We start from the raw sequence: 22,704 nt of genomic DNA on the forward strand, positions 1-22,704 counted from the left end.
AGAGCGGATGAAACAGACACCCTGGAAAACAGTGCTTGGCACAGCCTTGTCGGCGGCGCTCATAGCGGCTCCGCTGGTGGCCGTGCCGGCTAACGCCGTGGAGGCCGCCCCGGCAGCAACCGGAACCTCACCGGTGGTCATCAACGAGGCATACCTCAGCGGCGGCAGCTCCGGCGCGGCCTTCAAAAACAAGTTCGTCGAGCTCTACAACGGCTCCGACCAGCCGGTCTCGCTGGAGGGCTGGTCCGTCCAGTACCGCTCCGCCACGGGGACCGGGGCGCCGAGCTCGGTGGCCGCCCTGACCGGGAGTATCCCCGCCAAGGGCTACTACCTGCTCAAGGGCGGCAGCAACGGCACCGCCGGCGCGGACCTGCCGGCCCCGGATGCCACCGCCACCGGTTTCAACCCCGCCGGGGGCGGCGGCACGATCGTGCTGGCCAGGCAGGCCGGCGCGCTCAACCCGTTGCCGACGGGCTCGGTGCTTGAACCGGCCAACGTCGCCGACGTGCTCGGCTACGGCACCTCCAACACGTTTGAGACCCAGGCGGCCGCTGCGCCGTCGGGCAACACCGACGTCAAGAGCCTGAACCGCAGCAACGGCGCGGACACCAATAACAACTTCGCTGACGCCACGCTCAACGCAGCCATCACGCCGAAGGCCGCCAACGGCGCCGCAGGACCTGTGGATCCGCCCGTGGACCCGGGCCCCGGCACTCCCCCGGCCGCCAAGACCATCGCCGAAATCCAGGGCAACGGCGCCGCAAGCCCGCTGGCAGGATCAGCGGTCACCACGCGCGGCAGGGTCACCGCCACGTTCCCCACCGGCGGCTTCGCCGGCTACTACGTCCAGACCCCCGGCACGGGCGGCGATCTCACCCCGGCCAACCACGCGGCGTCGGACGCCGTGTTCGTCTACTCGCCGTCCACGGTCGACACCGTCAGGATCGGCGACTACGTCGAACTCACCGGCGCAGTCAGCGAATTCTTCGGCATGACCCAGCTGAACGTCGCCGCGGCGGCCGATCTGAAGAAGCTCACCGAGGCGGCCCCCGAGGTCAAGGCCACCGGCTTCGCCCTCCCCGCCGACGAGGCCTTCCGTGAGGCCCTCGAAGGCATGCTGCTGACCCCGCAGGGTCCGGTCACCGTGGCGGACAACTTCTCGCTGAACCAGTACGGCGAGATCGGCCTGGCCGGCGGCACCACCGCGCTGGAACAGCCCACCGCCGTCGAGCCCTTCGGCTCCGTCGAATACACCGCCATGGTCGCGGCGAACGCCGCCCGCGGCATCAAGCTCGACGACGGCGCCACCACGAACTTCCTCAAGGACGCCGCCACCAAGGCCCAGGTGCTCCCGTACCTGACCACGGCCGATCACGTCCGGGTCGGCGCACCGGTGACGTTCAAGACCAACGTAGTGCTCAGCTACGCGAACAGCGCCTGGAAGTTCCAGCCCCTGACCCAGTTGACGGCCGCCAACGCGGACACCGTGCAGCCGGCAAGTTTCGGCGCCACCCGCGCGGACACCCCGGCCGCTGTGGGCGGCAACCTGAAGCTCGCCTCCTTCAATGTGCTCAACTACTTCCCCACCACCGGCGACCAGGTGGCGGGCTGCACCTTCTACGCTGACCGGGACGGCAACCCCATCACCGTCAAGGGCGGCTGCGACGTCCGCGGCGCCGCGAACGCGGAGAACCTGAAACGGCAGCAGGACAAGATTGTCGCCGCCATCTCCAAGTCCGGGGCCGACGTCGTCACCCTGATGGAGGTTGAAAACTCGGCCCAGTTCGGCAAGACCCGGGACGACGCGCTCGCCAAGCTGGTGGATGCGCTGAACATCGCCACACCGGGGATCTGGGACTACGTCCGCACCCCCGCCAACGCACCCCCGCTGGCCGACGAGGACATGATCCGCACCGCGTTCATCTACAAGGTGGCTGTTGCCGAACCAATCGGCGAATCCATCATCCACAACGACACGGTCGCTTTCGCCAGCGCCCGCAAGCCGATGGCCCAGGTCTTCAAGCCCGTGGGCGCCGCYGATGACAAGAAGTTCATCGCGATCGCCAACCACTTCAAGTCCAAGGGTTCCGCCGCCACACCGGAAGACACCGACAAGGGCCAGGGCGCCTCAAACCTCGCCCGCACCGCCCAGGCCAAGTCCCTGCTGGCGTTCTCCGACGAACTGCAGAAATCCAAGGGCACCGACAAGGTCTTCCTGATCGGCGACTTCAACTCCTACGCCAAGGAGGACCCGATCAACGTCCTCACGGGCGCCGGGTACGTCAACCAGGACGAGAAGGCGAAGAACGCCGACGGTTCCGCCAAGCATTCCTACCTCTTTGGTGGCCTCGTGGGCTCGCTGGACCACATCCTCGCATCGCCGGCGGCCAACGCCGCCGTCACCGGCGCGGACATCTGGAACATCAACTCGGTGGAGTCCGTGGCGCTGGAGTACAGCCGCTACAACAACAACGTCACCGACTACTACGCTCCAGACCAGTTCCGCGCCAGCGACCACGATCCGGTGGTGGTGGGGCTGGACTTGCCCGTCACCCCGGCCAGCGTTGAGCTGAACTTCCTGGGCATCAACGACTTCCACGGCCGGATCGATTCCAACACCGTGTTCTTCGCGGGGACCATCGAGAAGCTGCGTGCCGCGGTCGCCCCGGGCGCCACGGCGTTCATTTCGGCCGGCGACAACATCGGCGCCTCCCTGTTCGCCTCGGCGGTGGCCAAGGACCAGCCGACCATCGATGTGCTGAACGCCCTGGACCTGCGCACCTCTGCGGTGGGTAACCACGAGTTCGACGGCGGCTGGGCGGACCTGCGCGACCGCGTCACCGCCGGCGGGACCAACGCCAAGTTCCCGTACCTGGGCGCCAACGTCTATGCGAAGGGCACCACCACCCCGGTCCTGCCGGAGTACACGGTCCTGGATATGAACGGCGTCAAGGTCGCCGTGATCGGCACCGTCACGCAGGAAGTGCCCTCCCTGGTCACGCCGTCGGGCATCGCGGACCTTGAGTTCGGCGACCCCGTGGACGCCATCAACCGGGTCGCGGCGAAGATCAAGGCGGACAAACTCGCCGACATCATCATTGTGGAGAACCACGACGGCGCCGGATCAGGCGCGCCCGACGGCGCCACTTTGGAGCAGGAAATCGCCGCGGGCGGCCCCTTCGCCAAGATGGTCCAGAAGGTCACCCCGGATGTTGCCGCCATCTTCAACGGCCACACCCACAAGCAGTACTCCTGGGACGCGCCCGTCCTGGATCCGGCGGGCCAGCCCACCGGCAAGACCCGCCCGATCGTCCAGACCGGAAACTACGGCGAGTTCATCGGCCAGATCCAGCTGACCATCGACACCAAGACCATGTCGGTGACCGGGTACAAGGCCGGCAACGTCCAGCGCACCACCAGCGCCGCGCAACCGGCAGCCGACCTTGTGGCGCAGTACCCGCGGGTCGCAGCCGTCAAGACTATCGTGGACAAGGCCCTGGCCGACGCCGCCGTGATCGGCAACCAGCCGGTCGGCAAGGTCACCGCGGATATCACGACGGCGTTCGCCGGTTCCCCGGCCGTGCGCGATGACCGGGCCAGCGAGTCAACCCTCGGCAACCTGGTGGCGGACTCCCTCGTGGATGCGCTGAAGACGCCGGAACTCGGCGCCGCCGAAATCGGCGTCGTCAACCCGGGCGGTCTGCGCAATGAGCTGTACTACGCGCCCGACGGCACCATCACGTACGCCGAGGCCAACGCCGTGCTGCCGTTCGTGAACAATCTGTGGACCACGTCCCTTACCGGTGCGCAGTTCAAGACCCTGCTCGAGCAGCAGTGGCAGACCAACACGGACGGCACGGTCCCCAGCCGCGCGTACCAGCAGCTGGGCCTGTCCAAGAACGTGAACTACACCTACGACGCCGCCCGCGCCGCCGGTGAYCGGATCACCTCGATCCGGGTCAACGGTGCAGTGATTGACCCGGCGAAGTCCTACCGGATCGGGACGTTCAACTTCCTGGCCACCGGTGGCGACAACTTCCGTATCTTCAAGGAAGGCGCAGGCGCCAAGGACTCCGGGCTCGTGGACCGCGATGCGTGGATCACGTACCTGCAGACCCACAACCCGGTCTCGCCCGACTTCGCCCGCCGCTCCGTGGCCGTGGTGAACACGACGGCGGCCGAGGTCAAGGGCGGGGAGGCCATCACCCTGGCGGTTTCGAAGCTGGACCTGACCTCGCTGGGCAGCCCGGTGAATGCCTCGCTGCGCGCCGAGTTCACGGATGCTGCCGGCACCGTGACACCCCTTGGCACGGCACCGGTAACCGCCGGCGCCGCCACAGTGGACGTGCAGGTTCCGACCGGCGCCGCCGCCGGCGCGGGCACCCTGGTGCTCACCGCCGTCGAATCCGGCACCGTGGTGAAGGTGGACGTGAAGGTCGCAGCCAGCGTCCCCGTGCCGCCGAAGTGCATTCCTCCGGTCAAGCCGACGGGGCCCGCGGACGTGGTGGGCCAGGTGAACTACGGGACAGCCATGGCCGCCTACCAAAAGTGCCTCAAGGGCTGATGCCTTAGCCCGGGCTTCCTGGTCCCACACCACGGCACATGCCCTCCCCTGGCCCGCAGCACTGGACACAAGCACCAAGAGTCCATTGCCCGGCCCCAGGGGAGGGCATGTCCATTCTTGAGAGGCCTGCGAATCAATGGGCATGCCCATCCCTGGCCCGCAGCACTGGACACAAGCACCAAGAGTCCACTGCCCGGCCCCACTGGAGGACATGCCCAATTTTCGGAAGCGGGCGCGCCAGAGGGCATGCCCATTATTGAGGGCGGGCGAGGACGGGCTAGGGGGCCAGGATGTCGCGGGCGATCTCGTCGGCGTCGCGCAGTGTGCGTTGGCCGCTGCGGTAGACCGGGCCCGACTTCGGCCGGGCCTCAGCGGCGATGGCCGTGCCCCATTGCGTGGCGGAGAGCTGAAGCCCCAGCACGTAGAGTCCCGGTGTCATGGACCCGTTGGCACCCAGCGGCCGATACGGATGCGGGACGACGTCCATCCCGGAGGTCTCCACCGGGGTCCCCTCCACGGTCATCATGAGGCGCGGCCGCACCAACCCCTCGGCGAGCAGCTGTTCCAGCAGAGGCGAGGAATTGACGGCCACCCGGTTCGCCGGTGCCAGCGCCTCGATCATCGCCGTCGCAGACACCGCGCCCGCCACGGCGTTCCCGGCCCGCGCCCTCACCGTGCCCGCGCTCCGCACAGCGGCGCTCGGCACGCCAGCGCTGCCAGCGCCAACAGCGCCCACGCCAACCGGGCCAACCGAGCCAGCGCCCACGCCGACACGGTCCAGTCCGGCACCAAACGTGCCGACATCCTCCGATTCATCGCCAAGGCCTTCATCGGTTCCGCCGCCCACCCAGGGCGATGCCGCAGTGAACGTCCGGGCCCGGCGGTCCACGCCGAATTTGGGGTCCGGGCCCACGAAGCGTACGACTCCTGCCCGCGCCAGTGCCGCGAGCTGCGCAGCGCGCAGCGCCGGCGGTCCGCTCGCCAGGCCTTCCACGAAGGATTCGAACCAGCCGCGGAGGCCGGCGACCCAGGATTCGTCCGTGATGCCGCTGTCGGCCACAGCGGTCTTGAGCACCGCCCGGCCGTGGTGCAGCGCGCCGATCGCCATCTTCACGGGGTCGTCCTCGCCGAGCGCAGAGCGTCGGGCGTCGTCGAGCAGGTAGTCGACGACGGCGGCGTCCAGTTCAGCCCGGGAGTCAAACGAGCGCCCGGCCAGGGGCGCCGCGAGACCGAGCAGGTTCAGGCGGTGGGTTGCCCGGACATGGACGGCAATCACCGATTCCGTGGCGTGCTCCCACTTCGCGGTCGAATGCGCATGCGGCCGCAGGGATTCGTCCAGGGCGCGCAGGAACTCCCCGGGGCCGGTCAGGATGGCATCGGGCTGCGAGCGCGCGAGCGTCGAGTAGTAGGCCCAGATCGCGTCCCGGTGCAGGAGCGGCCAGAGGTCGAAGTCGAATGAGGGCCGGATTCCGGAGTCGGCGAACTTCGCGATCGCGTGCTCGGTGCAGTACCGCAGCTGGACCGCGTCCGGGTAGTAGCCGGTGAGTGTCGCCTTCGCCCGGTAGGGGGTCCCGCGGCGCGAGGCGGCGATGATGAGCGGTTCGCGGCCGGAGGGCAGATACGCCAGTTCACCGTTGCTCTCCCCGGCAACGAACCGGCCGCCGCGACCTTCGGTCAGCTGTCCCATCACGTCGAAGAAGTTCAGGCCCATGCCGCGCACCAGGACAGGTTTTCCGGCCGGCACCACGGCCCAGTCGACGTCGGCGGGCGCCGCCGGCGGGACGTACAGGAGTCCGAGTTCCCCCGCCGCGGAGAGCAGCTCCCGCTGTTCGGCGTTCAGCCGCGCGTCGAGATGGCCCATGGCCAGCACCACAGAGTCGACGGTAAGCACCGTGCCGCCGTCGAGCACGACGTCGAACCGCACCGACGGTCCCTCCGGGGCTTCCGGGGCCGCCGGATCGACCGGTTCGGCGGCGGCGTGGCGGACGGACGTTGCCGTCGCCGGGTGGAAGTCCACGCTGACGCCGGCGGGCAGGACGGTGAGCAGTTCCTCGAGGGTGGACCGCAGATAACGGCCGTACAAGGCCCGGCTGGGGAAGTCCGCCTCGCCGAGCCCGGACACCTCGGTGCGTTCCTCGTCAGTAAGTGCTGGATGCGGGTGGCCCTGCTGGAGTTCCCGCCACTGGTCGAACGTGCGCCCGGCCAGTGGAGGCGCGAGCTCCGGGTCCTCAGGGACCACCGTGGGATAGAAGGATTGCGTGTTCATCAGGTACAGCCGCGACTGTCCGGGCTGCCAGACATGCCCGGGCCCCGCCGGGTAAGGGTCGATCACGTCGATGTGCAGGGTTCCCGCGGAGCCGGCGGAGGCCCAGTTGGCGAGGAGCCGTTCCAGCACGCTCGTGCCCCGGGGACCGGCGCCAATCACTGCCGTCCGGATTCTTCGCGATATGCCCACGGCATCCAGCGTATCGGCAACCCGGGCGCCGGTTGGACGCCCGCGTGACTTGCCACTGCCGCACCGATGTTCTTGGATGGAAAAATGACCACCACAGAAGCTGACCACCCGTCCGCGTCCGGCCAAGCCAGCGGCGCCCTCCCGGTTGCAGGGACGTCCCCCGAACCCGTCGACGAGAACATCTGGCTGGAGGACATCTACGGCCAGGAGCAGCTGGCGTGGGTCCGTGAACAGAACGCCCGCACCGAGGAACTCCTCGAGGACGCCGACTACGACGACCTGGAAGGCAAGATCCTGGAGGTCCTCGACTCCACCGACCGGATCCCCATGGTGGGCAAGCACGGCGAGTGGTACTACAACTTCTGGAAGGACCGGGACAACCCCAAGGGCCTGTGGCGGCGAACCAGCTGGGACAGCTACCGGGCCGGGACTCCCGCGTGGGATGTCCTGCTGGATGTCGACGCCCTCGCCGCCGCCGAGGGCCAGGACTGGGTCTTCCACGGCGCCAATTTCCTCCGCCCGGCCCCGGGTGAGCCCCACCGGCGGGCCCTGCTGGCCTTCTCCCCCGACGGCGGGGACGCGAACCGCCACCGTGAGTTCGACGTCGAGGCCCGCGGCTTCGTGGACCCGGCCGACGGCGGCTTCGACCTCCCGACCGGCAAGGGCAATGCCTCCTGGCTGGACGGGGACACCTTGCTGGTCGCCACTACCGCCCAGGACCTGCCGCGGACCACCTCGTCCTATGCCCGGACCGGGGTGAAGCTGCGCCGCGGCGACTCCCTGGCGGAGGCCGAGCAGATTTTCGACATTCCCGAGGACCACATGATGGCGATCGTGGCCCACGACTCCACTCCGGGCTTCGAACGCACGTTTGCCGTCGACTGGATCAGTTTCTTCGAGAAGAACACCTCCGTGCTGCGCGATGGTCAGTGGGTGCAGATCGACGTGCCCGCAGACGTGAACCTGAGCTCGCACCGCGAATGGCTGCTGTTCCGCCCGCAGCGTGACTGGACCGTCAACGGCACCACCCACCCGGCGGGTTCCCTGCTCGCGGCCGGGTTCGAGGACTTCCTCGCCGGCTCCCGGGAGCTCGCCGTGCTCTTCACGCCCGATCCGCGCACCTCCCTGCAGTCCTGGAGCTGGACGCGGGACTTCCTGCTGCTGAACCTGCTCCGGGACGTGTCCTCGGAAATCCACGTCCTGGATCCGCGACGCCCGGGGACGGACGCCGCGTGGGAGGCCACCGTGCTGGATGCCTGCCCGCCCCTGCACGACGTCAACGCCTTCGCGGTGGATGACGAAGACGACGCCGAAGGCTCGGACGACGACGGCACCGGCGGCACCGCCTCGGTGGCCGAGGGCGAGGCGCCGGGCGCAGGGAACGACTTCTGGCTCGTGGCCACCGGTTTCACGACGCCCACCACCCTGACCCGAGGGACGCTCGCACGGGGCAATAGCTCCGTGACCAGCACGCACGAGGTGATCCGGACCTCGCCGTCGTTCTTCACCGAGGCCGACTACGAAGTCCAGCAGCACTTCGCGGTCTCCAGCGACGGAACGAAGATTCCTTACTTCCAGGTGGCCGCCAAAGACCTGGTGCTGGACGGCCAGAACCCCACCCAGCTTTCCGGCTACGGCGGCTTTGAGATTTCGCGGACTCCGGCGTACAGCGGCGCGATCGGCCGGGCATGGCTGGAGCGGCGTACCGCGGAGTCCGGCGGGGCCGAGGGTGAGGCCCCGCACCGCCGCGGCGGTGTCTACGTGGTGGCGAACATCCGCGGCGGCGGCGAGTACGGGCCGGCCTGGCACCGCGCGGCGTTGCAGGGCAACCGCCACCGCGCCTATGAAGACTTCGCTGCCGTGGCGAAGGACCTGATCTCCCGCGGTGTCACTTCCCGGGAGCGGCTCGGCTGCGTGGGCGGCTCCAACGGCGGGCTGCTGGTGGGCAACATGCTCACGCAGTACCCGGAGCTGTTCGGTGCCGTGTCCTGCGGGGTTCCGCTCCTGGACATGCGCCGGTACACCAAACTTTCCGCGGGCTATTCCTGGATTGGCGAATACGGCGACCCTGACGTGCCGGAGCAGTGGGAGTTCCTGAAGACGTTCTCCCCGTACCACCAGCTCAAGGACGGCGTGGACTACCCGGAGACGTTTATCTGGACGGCGACCTCCGATGACCGGGTGGGCCCGGTCCAGGCCCGGAAGATGGCGGCCCGCATGCAGGCCATGGGCATCCCCAATGTCTGGTTCCACGAAGCCCTCGAGGGCGGCCATGCGGGGGCCTCGGACAACCGGCAGGCTGCGGCCCTGCAGAGCCGCAGCCAGCATTTCCTGTGGCGGGCCCTGGTCGGCCAGGAGGCCTGATGCCGCACCCCCGAAAGCGGTAAGCCACGCGGGGCCACTTCGCGCCCATCCGGTGCCCCAATTATTGGCCGGAAGTGACCCCCGCGATGTCCCCGGCGGGCCGTTTTGCACTGCGTGGCACCTTCTGCGTATCCTTGGTTGGCTAGTTAATAGCAATTGGAGACGTGCCAGAGCGGCCGAATGGGCTTCACTGCTAATGAAGTGTGGGGCACAACTCCACCGGGGGTTCAAATCCCCCCGTCTCCGCGTTTGGCCCCGGTCCTCGGACCGGGGCCTTTTGCGTACCCGGCACATGGCGGCCCGGGGCCTGGTCCTGCCCGCAGGGCCTGCCCGCGCCGGGCCTGCTCCCGGGCAGATCAGGGCGGATCGGCGTCGTTCATCCGCCCTGATCTGCACCCGTGACGCCGGGGCAGCGCTGCGACGGCACCGTCTGCAGCAATCCGCTCCCGTCCGGTGGTCGGACGCCTCGCGCCCAGCGGCGGATCCGGATGGCAGGATGGGCCCATGTCGAGCAACAAGGAATTTGACGCCATCATCGTCGGCGGCGGCCACAACGGCCTGGCCGCGGCCGCGTACCTGGCCAAGGCCGGACGTGAGGTCCTGGTCCTGGAAAAGCTGGAGCACCCCGGCGGCGCCGCGGTGTCCGAGCACGCGTTCGACGGCGTCGACGCCCGCCTCTCGCGCTACTCGTACCTCGTCAGCCTCCTGCCCCAGCAGATCATCGATGACCTCGGCCTGCGCATCACGCTGGCTCGGCGGCGCTATTCCTCCTACACCCCGGACCCTGCGGACGGCAGCCGGGCCCTTCTGGTGGACAACGGGGACGAGGCCGCCACTGCGGCGTCCTTCGCCGCCGTCGGCGCGCCCGACGGCGAGTTCCGCGCCTTCACCGCGTTCTACGCCGCCTGCCGGCAGCTCACTGAAGCCCTCTGGCCCACCATGACCTCGCCGCTGCTGCCGCGATCCGTTGCGCGTTCCCTCGCCGCCCGGGCCGGCGCCGCCGAAGCATGGGAGGCCATGATCGAACATCCCATCGGGCACGCCATCAGCAAGAATTTGGGCAGCGACCTGGTCCGCGGCGTGGTCCTGACGGATGCGCTGATCGGGACGTTCGCGCGGGCCGACGACGAGGACCTGCAGCAAAACATCTGCTTCCTCTACCACCTGATCGGCGGCGGGACCGGCGACTGGGACGTGCCGGTCGGCGGCATGGGCGCGGTGTCCGGCGAGCTGGAGCGGGCCGCCCGCGACGCCGGCGCGACCATCCTGACTTCCGCGGACGTCACGGCGGTCCGGCCCGGCGGCGTCGTGGACTACCGCCACGGCGGCCAGGACCATACGGTAACCGCCGCGTGGGTCCTGTCCAATGTGGCGCCGGCCGTCCTGAACCGGCTGCGCAGCCGGCTGCGCGACCGGCCTGCCGAGGGCGTCGCTGCCGCTGGCATTTCAGCGGGCGCCACGGGCGCTGCCGGCAACCCGAACCATCGCCGCGAGGGCGCCCAGGTCAAGGTCAACCTGCTGCTCAAGCGGCTCCCGGAGCTGCTGGACGGATCCGTCAGCCCGGAGGCCGCCTTCGGCGGGACGTTCCACATCAACGAGACGTGGTCACAGCTCGACGCCGCCTACCGCACCGCCGCCGCCGGGTCCGTGCCCTCGCCGCTGCCGTGCGAAATCTACTGCCATTCGCTGACCGACCCCAGCATCCTGTCCCCGGAACTGCAGGCCGCCGGCGCCCAGACACTGACCGTCTTTGGTTTGCACGTCCCGGACAGGCTGGTCACGGCCGAGAATAACGAGGACCGCCGCGCCGAACTGCAGTCGGCCGTCCTGGCCTCCCTGAACTCCGTCCTGGCCGAGCCGATTGAGGATCTGCTCCTGACAGATCCGGACGGGAGGCCCTGCATCGAAACCAAGACCACCTTGGACATTGAACGCGCCGTCGGCATGCCCCAGGGCAACATCTTCCACGGCGGCCTCGACTGGCCGTTCGTGGAGGACGGCGAACCGCTGGATACCCCGGCGCGCCGCTGGGGCGTGGCGACGGACGATCCGCAGATCCTGCTCTGCGGTTCCGGCGCCCGCCGCGGCGGCGCCGTCAGTGCCGTCGGCGGCCACAACGCCGCCATGGCCGTGTTGGAAGCGGAACCGCCCCTCCGCAATGGGTGAACCGGAACTCGGAGAACCGCGCATGCAAGCCTCGTCGCGTGGCGTCCCGGCCGGGGGCAGCTGGAGCCCGCGGCTGGCGCTCTTAGTGGCTGCGACGTTCTTCATGGAATTCCTCGACGGGACCGTCCTGACCACGGCCATACCCAGTATCGCCGCGGATTTCGACGTGCCCGCCGCCGACGTCAACATCACCATGACGGCCTACCTGATGACGGTGGCGATGGGCATCCCGCTCAGCGGCTGGCTCGCGGAGCGGCTCGGTGCCCGCCGGGTGTTCTGTCTCGCCATTGCAATCTTCACGGCGGCGTCGCTGCTCTGCGCGCTCAGCCAGGACCTGACAATGCTGACCATGAGCCGTGTCCTGCAGGGTGCTGGCGGCGCCATGATGGTCCCTGTGGGCACGCTGGTGGTGCTCCGCGGAACGCCGAAGAAGGAGTTGCTGCGGGCCACCGCCTTCCTGGTGTGGCCCGGGCTGCTGGCCCCGGTCCTTGCCCCGCTCGTGGGCGGAGCGCTCACCACGTACCTGTCCTGGCACTGGATCTTCCTGGTCAACCTCCCCCTGGGCCTGGCGGCGTTCCTGGCCGCGCTGCGCCTGGTTCCCGCAGTGGGCGGCGACAGCACGCGGCGCCTCGACTGGCTCGGCCTGGTCCTCACCACGCTCGGGGTGGGGTCCCTGCTCATTGGTCTGGAACTGATCGGCGGCCGCGACGCCGGACTGCTGGCGGCCGCGGGGATCGTAGTGGGCCTGCTGTTTCTGACCGCAGCCGCGGCCTGGATGCGACGGACCAGCACGCCACTGTTCAATCTGTCCGTCTTCGGCGCACGGACGTTCCGCGCAACAGCGACGGGAGGCTTTGTGTACCGCCTGACCATCAGCGCCGTGCCGTTCCTGCTGCCGCTGATGTTCCAGGCCGGCTTCGGCTGGGACCCGCTGCGCGCCGGGGCGATGGTGTCCGCCGTGTTCGTGGGGAACATCGGAATTAAGCCCGCTACGACGCCCCTGATCCGGCGCTTCGGTTTCAAACCCGTTCTGGCGTTCGCATCGCTGGCCTCGGCCGCCACTTTTGCGCTGTGCGCACTGCTCGAGGCCGGCACGCCGGAGCCGCTGATTGTCGCCGTGCTGGTGGCCAGCGGAGCGTTCCGCTCGATCGGGTTCTCGGCCTACGCTTCCGTCCAGTACGCCGACGTCGCCCCGGGCCAACTGCCGTCCGCCAATGCCGTCTCCGCCACGCTCGTGCAGCTCTCCACCGCGGCCGGGATCGCTGTCGGGGCGCTCCTGCTGCGGGTCTTCGAGGCAAGCAGCCACGCCGCAGGAACCATCGGTGTCGCCGGGGGTCTTGCCGCCGGCGATCCGGCGGCGCCGTACCGGGCAGCATTCGTGGCCATCGCGGTCCTGATGCTCCTGAGCACGCTGGACAGCCTGGCCCTCCCCCGCCACGCCGGCGCGGAGGTCAGCCGGCCTGGCCCAGCACCAGCGGCAGAACGGCGCCGGCGCCGGCGAGCCTGAGGGCCCGCCCGGAGATGGTCAGGGTCCAGCGGCTGTCCACGAGGTCGTCCACCAGCATGACGCTCTGGCCACGGATTCCAGCCAGGGCGTCCTCCAGCTCCGGTCCCACCACCAGGCGGTCCCAGACGCCGGCGAGCCGGTAGGCACTGTTCCCGCCGCGGCCGCCAGTGGGTCCGCCGTGATGGAGCTGCAGCTGGCCGAGATACGGGATGCGGCCGATCTCGGAGATCCCGCGGGCCAGAGAGTCCACCAGCAGCGGCTTCCCGCGGGAGGGCAGGCTGATGATCGCGGCCGGCCGGCCCGCCCCGCTCCAGCCCGGGGACCGGGCATCTCCCGCGCCCCATTCCCGGAGCACCTGAACGCAGGCCTGCAGCATGCCGGGGTCTACGGCCCGGTCGGGTGCACCGGCGGCGAAGGCCTCGCGCAGGGCCCCGCCCCAGCCGAGGTCCGTCAGGCGCGCCAGCACCCGGCCGTCGGCGAGCGCTTCGTCCGGCTTGATCTTGCCCTTGACGGGCACACCCAGGCGGTCCATTCCGCTGGGCCACTGCAGCCGCGGTTCAAGGACGACGCCGGCCCGGCGAAGGGTCCGCCCGGCGGTCTCCGTGGCGTCCTCGGCGATGTCGGCCCGGAACCAGCGGCCCGCGCAGTTGTCGCAGCGGCCGCAGGCGCGGGCTGTTTCGTCGTCCAGTACCGAGGTGATGTATTCCATTCGGCAGCCCGCGGTGTCCTGGTAGATGACCATCGAGTCCTGTTCATCCACCCGGGCCTCGGCGATCCGGCTGTACCGCTCGGCGTCGTAGTTCCACGGCTGTCCCGTGGAGCGCCAGCCGCCGCCGACGCGTTCGACGGCGCCGTCCACGGCCAGGACCTTCAACAGCAGCTCCAGCGGGGTGCGGCGCAGGTCCACCCGGGCCTCGAGCGCCACTGTGGACACTGCCGTTCCGGCCTCGGCGAGGGCTGTCAGGACGGCGGCAGCCTTTTCCTCGGACGGCATAGACGCGGTGGCAAAGTACTGCCAGATGTCGCGGTCCTCCGAACCGGGCAGCAGCAGGACATCGGCGTTCGCCGCGCCACGCCCGGCGCGGCCCACCTGCTGGTAATACGCCACCGGCGAGGACGGCGCGCCAAGGTGCACCACGAAGCCGAGGTCCGGCTTGTCGAAGCCCATGCCGAGCGCGGACGTGGCCACGAGGGCCTTGACCTGGTTGTCCTTAAGGAGATGCTCGGCGCGTTCCCGGTCCGCGGGGTCCGTGCGGCCGGTGTAGGCGAGCACCTCATGCCCCGCTTCGGCCAAGAGGCGGGCAGTGTCCTCGGCCGCCGACACCGTGAGCGTGTAAATGATGCCGCTGCCCTGCAAATCCTGCAGGTGGGTCAACAGCCAGCCCAGCCGTTCGCGGGAATCGGGCAGTGTCAGGACACCCAGCCGGAGCGAATCCCGGCCCAGGGCGCCCCGTATGGTGAGCACGTCCTTGCCGAGCTGCTCCTCGATGTCATGCACCACCCGGGAATTGGCCGTGGCGGTGGTGGCGAGCACCGGGACGGTGTCCGGCAGCTGTGTGATGAGGTCCGCGATGCGCCGGTAGTCGGGGCGGAAGTCGTGGCCCCAGTCCGAGATGCAGTGGGCCTCGTCAACCACCAGCAGCCCGGTCCGGCGCACGAGCTCGGGGAGCTGGTTTTCCCGGAAGGACGGGTTGGTGAGGCGCTCTGGCGAGACCAGCAGGACGTCCACTTCATCGGCGGCGAGCTGCTCGCGGACGGTGTCCCACTCCAACTGGTTCGCGGAGTTGATAGCGACCGCCCGCACCCCGGCCCGCGCCGCGGCCGCGACCTGGTCACGCATGAGCGCCAGGAGCGGGGAGACGATCAGGGTGGGGCCGGCGCCACGGCGGCGCAGCAGCAGGGAGGCGACGAAATACACGGCCGACTTCCCCCAGCCGGTGCGCTGCACCACCAGCGCCCGCCTGCCGCCGTCGACCAGGGCCTCAATGGCCTCGAACTGGCCGTCATGGAACTCCGCCCCAGGGTGGCCCACGAGCTCCCGCAGCACAGTCTGGGCCTGTTCCCGGGTCGAGGCCGTGGTGTCGGCGAGGGCGGTGCTGGAAAGGGCGTTCTGGTTACTGGCCATTGCTTCAGTATCCCAGCCCCCTCCGACAGCCATGAAGCCGGGGCCCGCTATGTGCACATCCCAGCCTGTGGACAAGCGTGCGGACACAGGTCACGGCGTCAGCGCCGCAACGTAAGATAAGACGCGTGACTACGGACAAGACAAAGACTTTTGACCTCTCGACCTCGTTCAAGGCCTATGACGTGCGCGGAATCGTGGGGCAATCCATTACCGCGGAAATCGTCGAAGCCGTCGGTGCTGCCTTCGTCGACGTCCTGGAACTCTCGGGGCAGACCGTGCTGGTGGGCGGGGACATGCGCCCCTCCTCCCCCGAGTTCGCCAAAGCCTTCGCCAACGGCGCAGCCACCCGCGGCGCCAACGTCCAGCTGCTGGACCTGATCTCCACCGACGAGCTCTACTACGCCTGCGGCGCCCTCAACGCCGCCGGCGCCACGTTCACCGCGAGCCACAACCCGGCCGAATACAACGGCATCAAGATGGCCAAGGCCGGCGCCGTGCCGATCTCCTCCGAAACCGGGCTCATGGAAATCCAAGCCCGCGCCGAGGAATACCTCAACGCCGGCACCATCCCCGCGGCCGGCAGCATTGGCCTCATTGGCGTGCAGGACGTCCTCAAGGGCTATTCGGAGTACCTGCGCGGCCTGGTGGACCTGCGCGGTTCACGGCCGCTGAAGGTTGTGGTCGATGCCGGCAACGGCATGGCCGGCCTCACCACCCCGGCCGTGCTTGGCGATGCCCTGCTGCCCAAGCTCCCCCTGGAGATCGTGCCGCTGTACTTCGAGCTCGACGGATCTTTCCCGAACCACCCGGCCAACCCTCTGGAACCGGAAAACCTGCGCGACCTGCAGGCCGCCGTCCTAGAGCATGGCGCGGACATCGGCCTGGCGTTCGACGGCGACGCCGACCGCTGCTTCGTCATCGACGAAAAGGGCGAGCCCGTCTCGCCGTCGGCCATCACGGGCATGGTGGCCCGCCGCGAAATCGCCCGCGCGCAGGGCATCGGCGAAGACACGCCCACCGTCATCCACAACCTGCTGACCTCCCGCGCGGTTCCGGAACTCGTGGAGCGCCTCGGCGGCCGCCCCGTCCGTACCCGTGTGGGGCACTCCTTCATCAAGGCCGTCATGGCCGCGGAAGGAGCCATCTTCGGCGGGGAACACTCGGCCCACTTCTACTTCCGCGACTTCTGGAACGCGGACACCGGCATGTTGGCCGCCATGCACGTCCTGGCCGCCCTGGGCGAGCAGGACGGACCGCTCTCCGAGCTCGGCCGCGAATACGAGCCGTACCAGTCATCCGGCGAGATCAATTCGGAAATCGAGGACAAGGCCGCCGCGGTCGAGCGGGTCCGCAAGGATTTCCACGACGACGACGTCGAGGTCGACTATCTCGACGGCAGCACCTTTATCGCCGCCGACGGCAGCTACTGGTTCAACCTGCGCCCGTCCAACACCGAGCCGTTCCTGCGCCTCAACGTCGAAGCCGCGGACACCGCCACTATGGAACGCGTCCGCGACCGCGTCCTGGCGCTGGTCCGGGGCTAGCCGTGGCCGCACACCCCGAAGAGTCCTCGAACACCGGTTCCTGGCGCGAGTCCGTGCCGGACGCCAGCGCCACGGACCTGGAGAACCTGCTGGGGACCGGCGTCGGCGCCGCGCAGGAGCAGCTGGAACGCAACGGCGGCTTCCTGCCGTTCGCCCTGGTGGTGCAGAACGACGGCGAGGTCCGGCTGGTTGCTGTGACCCCCGCGGACGCGAGCGACGGATCGCAAGGCGACTTCGACGCGGACGCCATGATCCGGGACCTCCATGAGCTGCTCCGGCAGCACCGGGAGGAGTTCCGGGCCGCCGCCGTCGTCTGTGACATCACGCTGCTCGAGGAAGACTCGGACGCCATTCACGTTGCGGCAGAGCACCAGGACGGCTCCTTGTTCGCCGCGGTCCTGCCCTACGCCGCGAACGCCGGGACGCACGAACTCGAATTTGGCCAGCTGGCCGCCGATACCAACGAGCCCGCCGTCTGGGTGGACTAGACCTCCCTTAGGCTGGGGATATGAAGATCAATGCGTTCGCCGATGTGAGCCTGCGCGCTTTGCTGGTGCTCGCGGCCGCTCCTGACGGCGGGCTCCTGACCACCCAGAGCATTGCCGACGCCGTCGGCACCCCGTACAACCACGTCAGCAAGGCGATGGCAAAGCTGCGCGCACTGGGCCTGATCGACGTCGAACGCGGCCGCAACGGCGGTTCCCGGCTGAGCAGCGCCGGCCGGACCGCTACGGTGGGCCAGCTGCTGAGGCAACTCGACACCCGTCTGGACCCGGCCGACTGCATTGCCTCGGGCGGCACGTGCCCGCTCATCACCGAATGCCGCCTCCGGGCCGCGCTTGCCCGGGCCCGCGAAGCCTTTTATAGCGAACTCGACGGGATTGTGATCGCCTCGCTGCCGACCTCACGGCAGATGACACCGGTGTTCGAGGCGATCGGGCTGCGGCCCGGGCTGTAGGATGCACTCAGGTCCTCGGCCGCCCGGCCTGCCCAGCAGCAGCACCGACTGCCCGACACGCCCGAAAACACCCGATTTGCGTCGTTCTTCTACGGCATGTAGAAATAAGGCATAAATACACGCATTTGAAATGACAGTATTTACATCGCGGTCCGGTTGAAGACCCCCGGGCCACTATCTCAGGAGTCAACATGCTCTCGGACAAGTCCTTCCCCGTCATCGAGGCCACCCTGCCGCTCGTCGGTTCCCGGATCGGGGAGATCACCCCCAAGTTTTATGCACGCCTCTTCGCCGCCCACCCGGAACTGCTGGACGGGCTCTTCAGCCGCTCGAACCAGGGCAACGGCAACCAGCAGCAGGCCCTGGCCGGAAGCATCGCCGCTTTCGCGAGCCACCTGGTCAGCAACCCGGGGACCTTGCCGGAGACGGTGCTGTCCCGCATCGCGCACCGCCACGCTTCCCTCGGCATCACGGAACCGCAGTACCAGGTGGTCTACGAGCACCTCTTCGCGGCCATCGCCGACGACCTGGCACTGGTTATCACCCCGGAAATCGCCGAGGCCTGGACCGAGGTCTACTGGCTCATGGCGGACGCGCTGATCAAGCTCGAGAAGGGCCTCTACGCCGCCCAGGCCAACGGCAAGATGTGGAGCCCCTGGAAGGTCGCCGCCAAGACCCCCGCCGGCACCGGCTCCATCACCTTCACCCTGGAACCGGCCGACGACACCCCCATCACCGCTGCCCTCCCCGGCCAGTACGTCAGCGTCAAGGTCACCGTTGCGGACGGGCTCCGCCAGGTCCGCCAGTATTCCCTCTCCGGCGACGCCGGCACCAGCCGCAGCTTCACCACCAAGCTCGACGACGGCGGCGAGGTCTCCCCCGTGCTGCACAACAGCGTCGAGGTCGGCGACATCATCGAAATCTCCAACCCCTACGGCGAAATCACGCTCAAGGAGGGCGACGGCCCCGTGGTCCTGGCCTCGGCCGGCATCGGCTGCACGCCCACGGCGTCCATTCTGCGCTCCCTGGCCGAGTCCGGCTCGGACCGCCAGGTCCTGGTCCTGCACGCCGAAAGCACCCTGGACAGCTGGGCGCTGCGCTCCCAGATGACGGACGACGTCGCACGCCTCGACGGCGCCGACCTGCAGCTCTGGCTGGAGGAACCGCAGGCCGGCTCGAACGCAGGTTTCATGTCCCTGCGCGAGGTGGACCTCCCGGCCAACGCCTCGCTGTACCTGTGCGGTCCGCTGCCGTTCATGAAGAACATCCGCAACGAGGCCATCAACGCCGGCATCCCGGCCACGAAGATCCACTACGAGGTCTTCGGCCCGGACATCTGGCTCGCCAGCTAAACTACTCATCGACGGCGGCCCCGCACCTTTCGCAACAAAGGTGCGGGGCCGCCGTCGTGGTTCACCTGACAAAGCAGCCCGGCCGGGCTCACCCCGCGGCGGGCGCCCCGGTGATCGCATGGCCGAAGCGCAGGAGATTGCCGGGGTCATACGTGGCCTTCGCGGACCGCATCCGCTCGTAGACCGCAGGAGACCACGCCCTGGCCCGGTCGGCCTCGTCGCCCGGCTCGCCATGGAAATTGACCAGCGTGTATCCGGTTGAGTGGGGAGCCATCGCGGCAAGGATCCCGCGTATGGAGGCCGCCACTGCCTCCGCAATGGGCGGCACCTTGAATCCGACGAGGAACAGCAGGAAGGCCGCGTCCCGCCCCGACACCGCATCCGGCACTGCGTCTGGCATAGCCCCCGGCCGGGACAGTGCAGGCCGGGACAGTGCCCCACCGAGCGGCCGGATCTCCACCAGCAGCAGCGGGCAGTCCGAACCGTCCCCGGTGAGCTCGAGCAGGTCCGCAACAGTCTCGTCGCCGAAATCCTTCAGGAGCGCTCCGCCTTCAGTGAAGGGCAGCGGGTCCGCGGGGTCCATGTGGATCTGGTCGACGTCGAGGTAGCTCATGGGCCCGGCCGTGTCCATCAATGGAGTCGAGACCGCGCGCATCGGGGCAAGCAGCGCGTCGCCGTCCTCGCGGTTCCCCAGGAAGGCAAAGCGCAGGTGCACGACGAACTGGTTCCGCAGCGGTTCGGGTACGAAGTCCATGTCCGGAAGACGCAGCAGGGAGACCGATGGCGAGGCGTCGTCGGGCAGGGTGGGCAGCCATTGACGGAAGGCAGCCAGGATCGTGGCCGCATCTGCCCCGGGATAGATGATGCCGCCCCCATAGAACTCACTGACCGGAAAGAGGCTGAACTCGAGTGCGGTCACGATCCCGAAGTTGCCTTTGCCCCCGCGCATCAGTGAAAACAGCTCGGCTTCGGCGTCGGCGTCGATCCGCCGCAGCGCGCCGTCGGCGGTGACGATGTCCATGCTGCGGACGTGGTCCGCCGCGAAGCCGTGGGCGCGGCCGAGGACGGGCAGCCCGCCACCCACTGTGTACCCGACGACGCCCACATCGGTACTCGAGCCGTGCAATCCGACTAATCCGTGCGGCACGCTCGCCTCCAGGACGGTGCGCCACTTCACTCCGGCGCCGACGCGTGCGGTGCGTCCAACCGGATCGATCTGCAGGTCCTGCAGGCGCCGCGTGTTGATGAGCAGGCCGCCATCGATCGCTGAATCGGCGCCGTGCCCGGTGGACTGGACGGACACGGGAATCCGGTGTTCTGCCGCCCATTTCACCGCGGCTGCGACGTCCTGGGCATCTGCGGCGCCAAGAACGACGTCGGGCCGGTGCACCGTTGCGACGTTGAAGGCGAAGGTCTCCTCCGCGAATTCGGGGCTGCCCGGCAGCACGACCGGGCCGCCGACCGCCCTGGACAAGGCATGGATGTCGTCGTTGACAAGCATGTTGCACTCCTGAAATCTCGCTGGCCGCGAGCATGTCGGGGGCGCGGCTGCACCCGCCCGGAATGCCTCCCAGCGCCCTCTCCAGTCGGCGGCCGGCCCGGCTGATGGAATGCGGACAAGCCTAGGGGCGTGCTCGGATGCGGCCTAGGGACCTAAGTCCCGGCGGGACCCGCAACAGGAAACGGCGGCCCCGCACCTTTGAATGGTGCGGGGCCGCCGTCGTTGTCGCTGAGTGCCGGCTGCTACTGCTGAACGGCCATGCGGGCCTTCAGGCCGTCCAGCTCGGCCTGCAGTGCCTCGGGCAGCGAGCTGCCGAAGTTCGCGAACCAATCCTCGATGGAGGCCAGCTCGGTGGCCCACTCGGCCGGATCAACCCGGACGGCTTCTTCAACCTGGGCGGGCGTCATGTCCAGGCCGGTGAGGTCGATTGCGTCAGCGGTGGGGACGAACCCGATGGGGGTCTCCACGGCGTCGGCCTTGCCCTCGAGGCGTTCGATGGCCCACTTCAGGACACGGGAGTTGTCCCCGAAGCCGGGCCAGGCGAAGCCGCCCTCGGAATTGCGGCGGAACCAGTTGACCAGGAAGATCTTGGGCAGGCGCTCCGGGTTGGCCTTGGCGGACAGGTTAACCCAGTGGTTCAGGTAATCGCCTGCGTCGTAGCCGATGAAGGGCAGCATCGCCATCGGATCCCGGCGGACAACGCCGACGGCACCGGCAGCCGCGGCTGTGGTCTCGGAGGACAGCGTGGAGCCCATGAAGATGCCGTTGGACCAGCTGCGCGCCTCGGTGACCAGCGGGATGGTGGTCTTGCGGCGCCCGCCGAACAGGATCGCGGAAAGCTCCACACCGTCCGGGTTGTAGTACTCCTCGGCCAGCATGTCGATCTGGTCGATCGGCGTGCAGAACCGGGAGTTCGGGTGGGCAGCGGGCTTGTCCGAATCGGGCGTCCAGGAGTTACCCTGCCAGTCGGTCAGGTGTGCGGGCACTTCCTCGGTCATGCCCTCCCACCAAACGCCGCCGTCGTCCGTGAGGGCGACGTTGGTGAAGATGCTGTGGCCCTTGGCGATGGCGCGCATCGCGTTGGGGTTGGTGCCCCAGCCGGTGCCCGGAGCCACGCCGAACAGGCCGGTCTCAGGGTTGACGGCGCGGAGCTCGCCTTCCTTGCCGAACCGCATCCAGGTGATGTCGTCACCGAGGGTTTCGACCTTCCAGCCCTCGATGGTCGGATCCAGCAGGGCGAGGTTGGTCTTGCCGCAGGCCGACGGGAAGGCCGCGGAGACGTAGTAGTTCTTCTTCTCCGGCGAGGTCAGCTTGAGAATGAGCATGTGCTCGGCAAGCCAGCCTTCGTCCCGTGCCATCACCGAGGCGATGCGCAGCGCGTAGCACTTCTTGCCGAGCAGGGCGTTGCCGCCGTAGCCGGAGCCGAAGGACCAGATGGAGCGCTCCTCCGGGAAGTGGACAATCCACTTGTCCGGGTTGCACGGCCACGGGACATCAACCTGGCCGGGGGCCAGCGGGGCGCCCAGGGAGTGCAGGGCGGGGACGAAGAACGCGTTGGTAGCGGTGATCTTGTCCAGAACCTTGGTGCCGATAGTGGCCATGATGCGCATGGAGGCGACAACGTAGGCACTGTCGGTGATTTCGACGCCGAACTTGGGGTCCTCGGCGTCGAGGTGGCCCATCACGAAGGGGATCACGTACATGGTGCGGCCGCGCATGGAGCCGGCGAACAGGCCGCGCAGCTTTTCCTTCATCTGCGCCGGGGCCATCCAGTTGTTGGTGAAGCCTGCGTCGTGTTCCTTCTCGGAGCAGATGAAGGTCTGCTCTTCGACGCGGGCCACGTCGGCGGGGTCAGAGAACGCCGCGAAGGACTTGGGGAAGAGGTCCTCGTTCAGCCGGGTCAGGGTGCCTGCGGCCACGAGCTCGTCAGTGAGCCGCGTGTTCTCCGCTTCCGACCCGTCAACCCAGTAGATCCGGTCCGGCTGAGTCAGTTCAGCCACCTCTTCTACCCATGCCAGCAGACCGGCATGTGTGGTGGGTGCTTTTTCAAGCAACGGCAGTCGCGCCAGATCTCCCATTACGGTTCCCTTCCTCGGGTTCAGTGGTGTGTCCTAAATGCTAGGGCTCGGCAGGGTGCCCATTTCGGGCCCGGACATGGGATGACCAAG

Annotated in this window: 12 protein-coding genes and 1 tRNA gene; 9 read left to right on the plus strand and 4 right to left on the minus strand. The window is 68.7% G+C overall.

The features are described 5' to 3' along the window. Positions 1–7 precede the first annotated feature (7 nt). Positions 8–4,564 (plus strand): ExeM/NucH family extracellular endonuclease, encoded by a 4,557-nt coding sequence (locus AC1D2F_RS14180; protein ID WP_476966991.1) that lies wholly within the window; start codon positions 8–10, stop codon positions 4,562–4,564. 277 nt (positions 4,565–4,841) lie between these two features. On the opposite strand, the gene AC1D2F_RS14185 is transcribed toward AC1D2F_RS14180, so the two are convergent. Then, positions 4,842–7,019 (minus strand): FAD/NAD(P)-binding protein, encoded by a 2,178-nt coding sequence (locus AC1D2F_RS14185; RefSeq protein ID WP_476966992.1) that lies wholly within the window; start codon positions 7,017–7,019, stop codon positions 4,842–4,844. Positions 7,020–7,103: 84 nt separating this feature from the next. On the opposite strand from AC1D2F_RS14185, the gene AC1D2F_RS14190 reads away from it, so the two are divergent. From AC1D2F_RS14190 to AC1D2F_RS14205, 4 genes are all read left to right on the plus strand, one after another. Next, entirely contained in the window at positions 7,104–9,383 is a 2,280-nt protein-coding gene (locus tag AC1D2F_RS14190) for a prolyl oligopeptidase family serine peptidase (protein ID WP_476966993.1), read from the plus strand. A gap of 158 nt (positions 9,384–9,541) precedes the next feature. Next, positions 9,542–9,629 (plus strand) — tRNA-Ser (locus AC1D2F_RS14195). A gap of 258 nt (positions 9,630–9,887) precedes the next feature. Then, the gene (locus tag AC1D2F_RS14200; RefSeq protein ID WP_476966994.1) at positions 9,888–11,549 is read left to right on the plus strand and encodes a phytoene desaturase family protein; all 1,662 of its coding nucleotides are present in this window, start codon (positions 9,888–9,890) and stop codon (positions 11,547–11,549) included. Between the two features lie 22 nt (positions 11,550–11,571). Next, positions 11,572–13,056 carry an MFS transporter gene (locus AC1D2F_RS14205; protein WP_476966995.1) on the plus strand — a complete coding sequence of 495 codons (1,485 nt, stop codon included), beginning with the start codon at positions 11,572–11,574 and terminating at the stop codon, positions 13,054–13,056. On the opposite strand, the gene AC1D2F_RS14210 is transcribed toward AC1D2F_RS14205, so the two are convergent. Next, the gene (locus tag AC1D2F_RS14210; RefSeq protein ID WP_476966996.1) at positions 13,001–15,181 is read right to left on the minus strand and encodes a RecQ family ATP-dependent DNA helicase; all 2,181 of its coding nucleotides are present in this window, start codon (positions 15,179–15,181) and stop codon (positions 13,001–13,003) included. The two genes, AC1D2F_RS14205 and AC1D2F_RS14210, sit on opposite strands and share 56 nt — an antisense overlap. Positions 15,182–15,306: 125 nt before the next feature. On the opposite strand from AC1D2F_RS14210, the gene AC1D2F_RS14215 reads away from it, so the two are divergent. From AC1D2F_RS14215 to AC1D2F_RS14230, 4 genes are all read left to right on the plus strand, one after another. Beyond that, positions 15,307–16,725: a phosphomannomutase/phosphoglucomutase gene (locus AC1D2F_RS14215; protein ID WP_229992732.1), complete on the plus strand. Its 1,419-nt coding sequence runs from the start codon at positions 15,307–15,309 to the stop codon at positions 16,723–16,725. A 2-nt stretch (positions 16,726–16,727) separates the two neighbouring features. Next, a complete protein-coding gene (locus AC1D2F_RS14220) occupies positions 16,728–17,213 on the plus strand; it encodes a hypothetical protein (protein ID WP_229992731.1) in 486 nt (161 codons plus the stop codon). Between the two features lie 20 nt (positions 17,214–17,233). Continuing rightward, positions 17,234–17,683 carry an RrF2 family transcriptional regulator gene (locus AC1D2F_RS14225; RefSeq protein WP_229992730.1) on the plus strand — a complete coding sequence of 150 codons (450 nt, stop codon included), beginning with the start codon at positions 17,234–17,236 and terminating at the stop codon, positions 17,681–17,683. A gap of 191 nt (positions 17,684–17,874) precedes the next feature. Then, positions 17,875–19,035: a globin domain-containing protein gene (locus tag AC1D2F_RS14230; protein ID WP_364748236.1), complete on the plus strand. Its 1,161-nt coding sequence runs from the start codon at positions 17,875–17,877 to the stop codon at positions 19,033–19,035. 88 nt (positions 19,036–19,123) lie between these two features. On the opposite strand, the gene AC1D2F_RS14235 is transcribed toward AC1D2F_RS14230, so the two are convergent. Both AC1D2F_RS14235 and AC1D2F_RS14240 read right to left on the minus strand, forming a co-directional pair. Beyond that, on the minus strand, positions 19,124–20,536 hold the full coding sequence (locus AC1D2F_RS14235; protein WP_364748239.1) for an FAD-binding oxidoreductase: 1,413 nt from the start codon (positions 20,534–20,536) through the stop codon (positions 19,124–19,126). A 242-nt stretch (positions 20,537–20,778) separates the two neighbouring features. After that, positions 20,779–22,614 (minus strand): phosphoenolpyruvate carboxykinase (GTP), encoded by a 1,836-nt coding sequence (locus AC1D2F_RS14240; protein ID WP_476966997.1) that lies wholly within the window; start codon positions 22,612–22,614, stop codon positions 20,779–20,781. Positions 22,615–22,704: the final 90 nt, after the last annotated feature.

It is taken from the genome of Arthrobacter sp. P1_B3, from assembly GCF_056406615.1.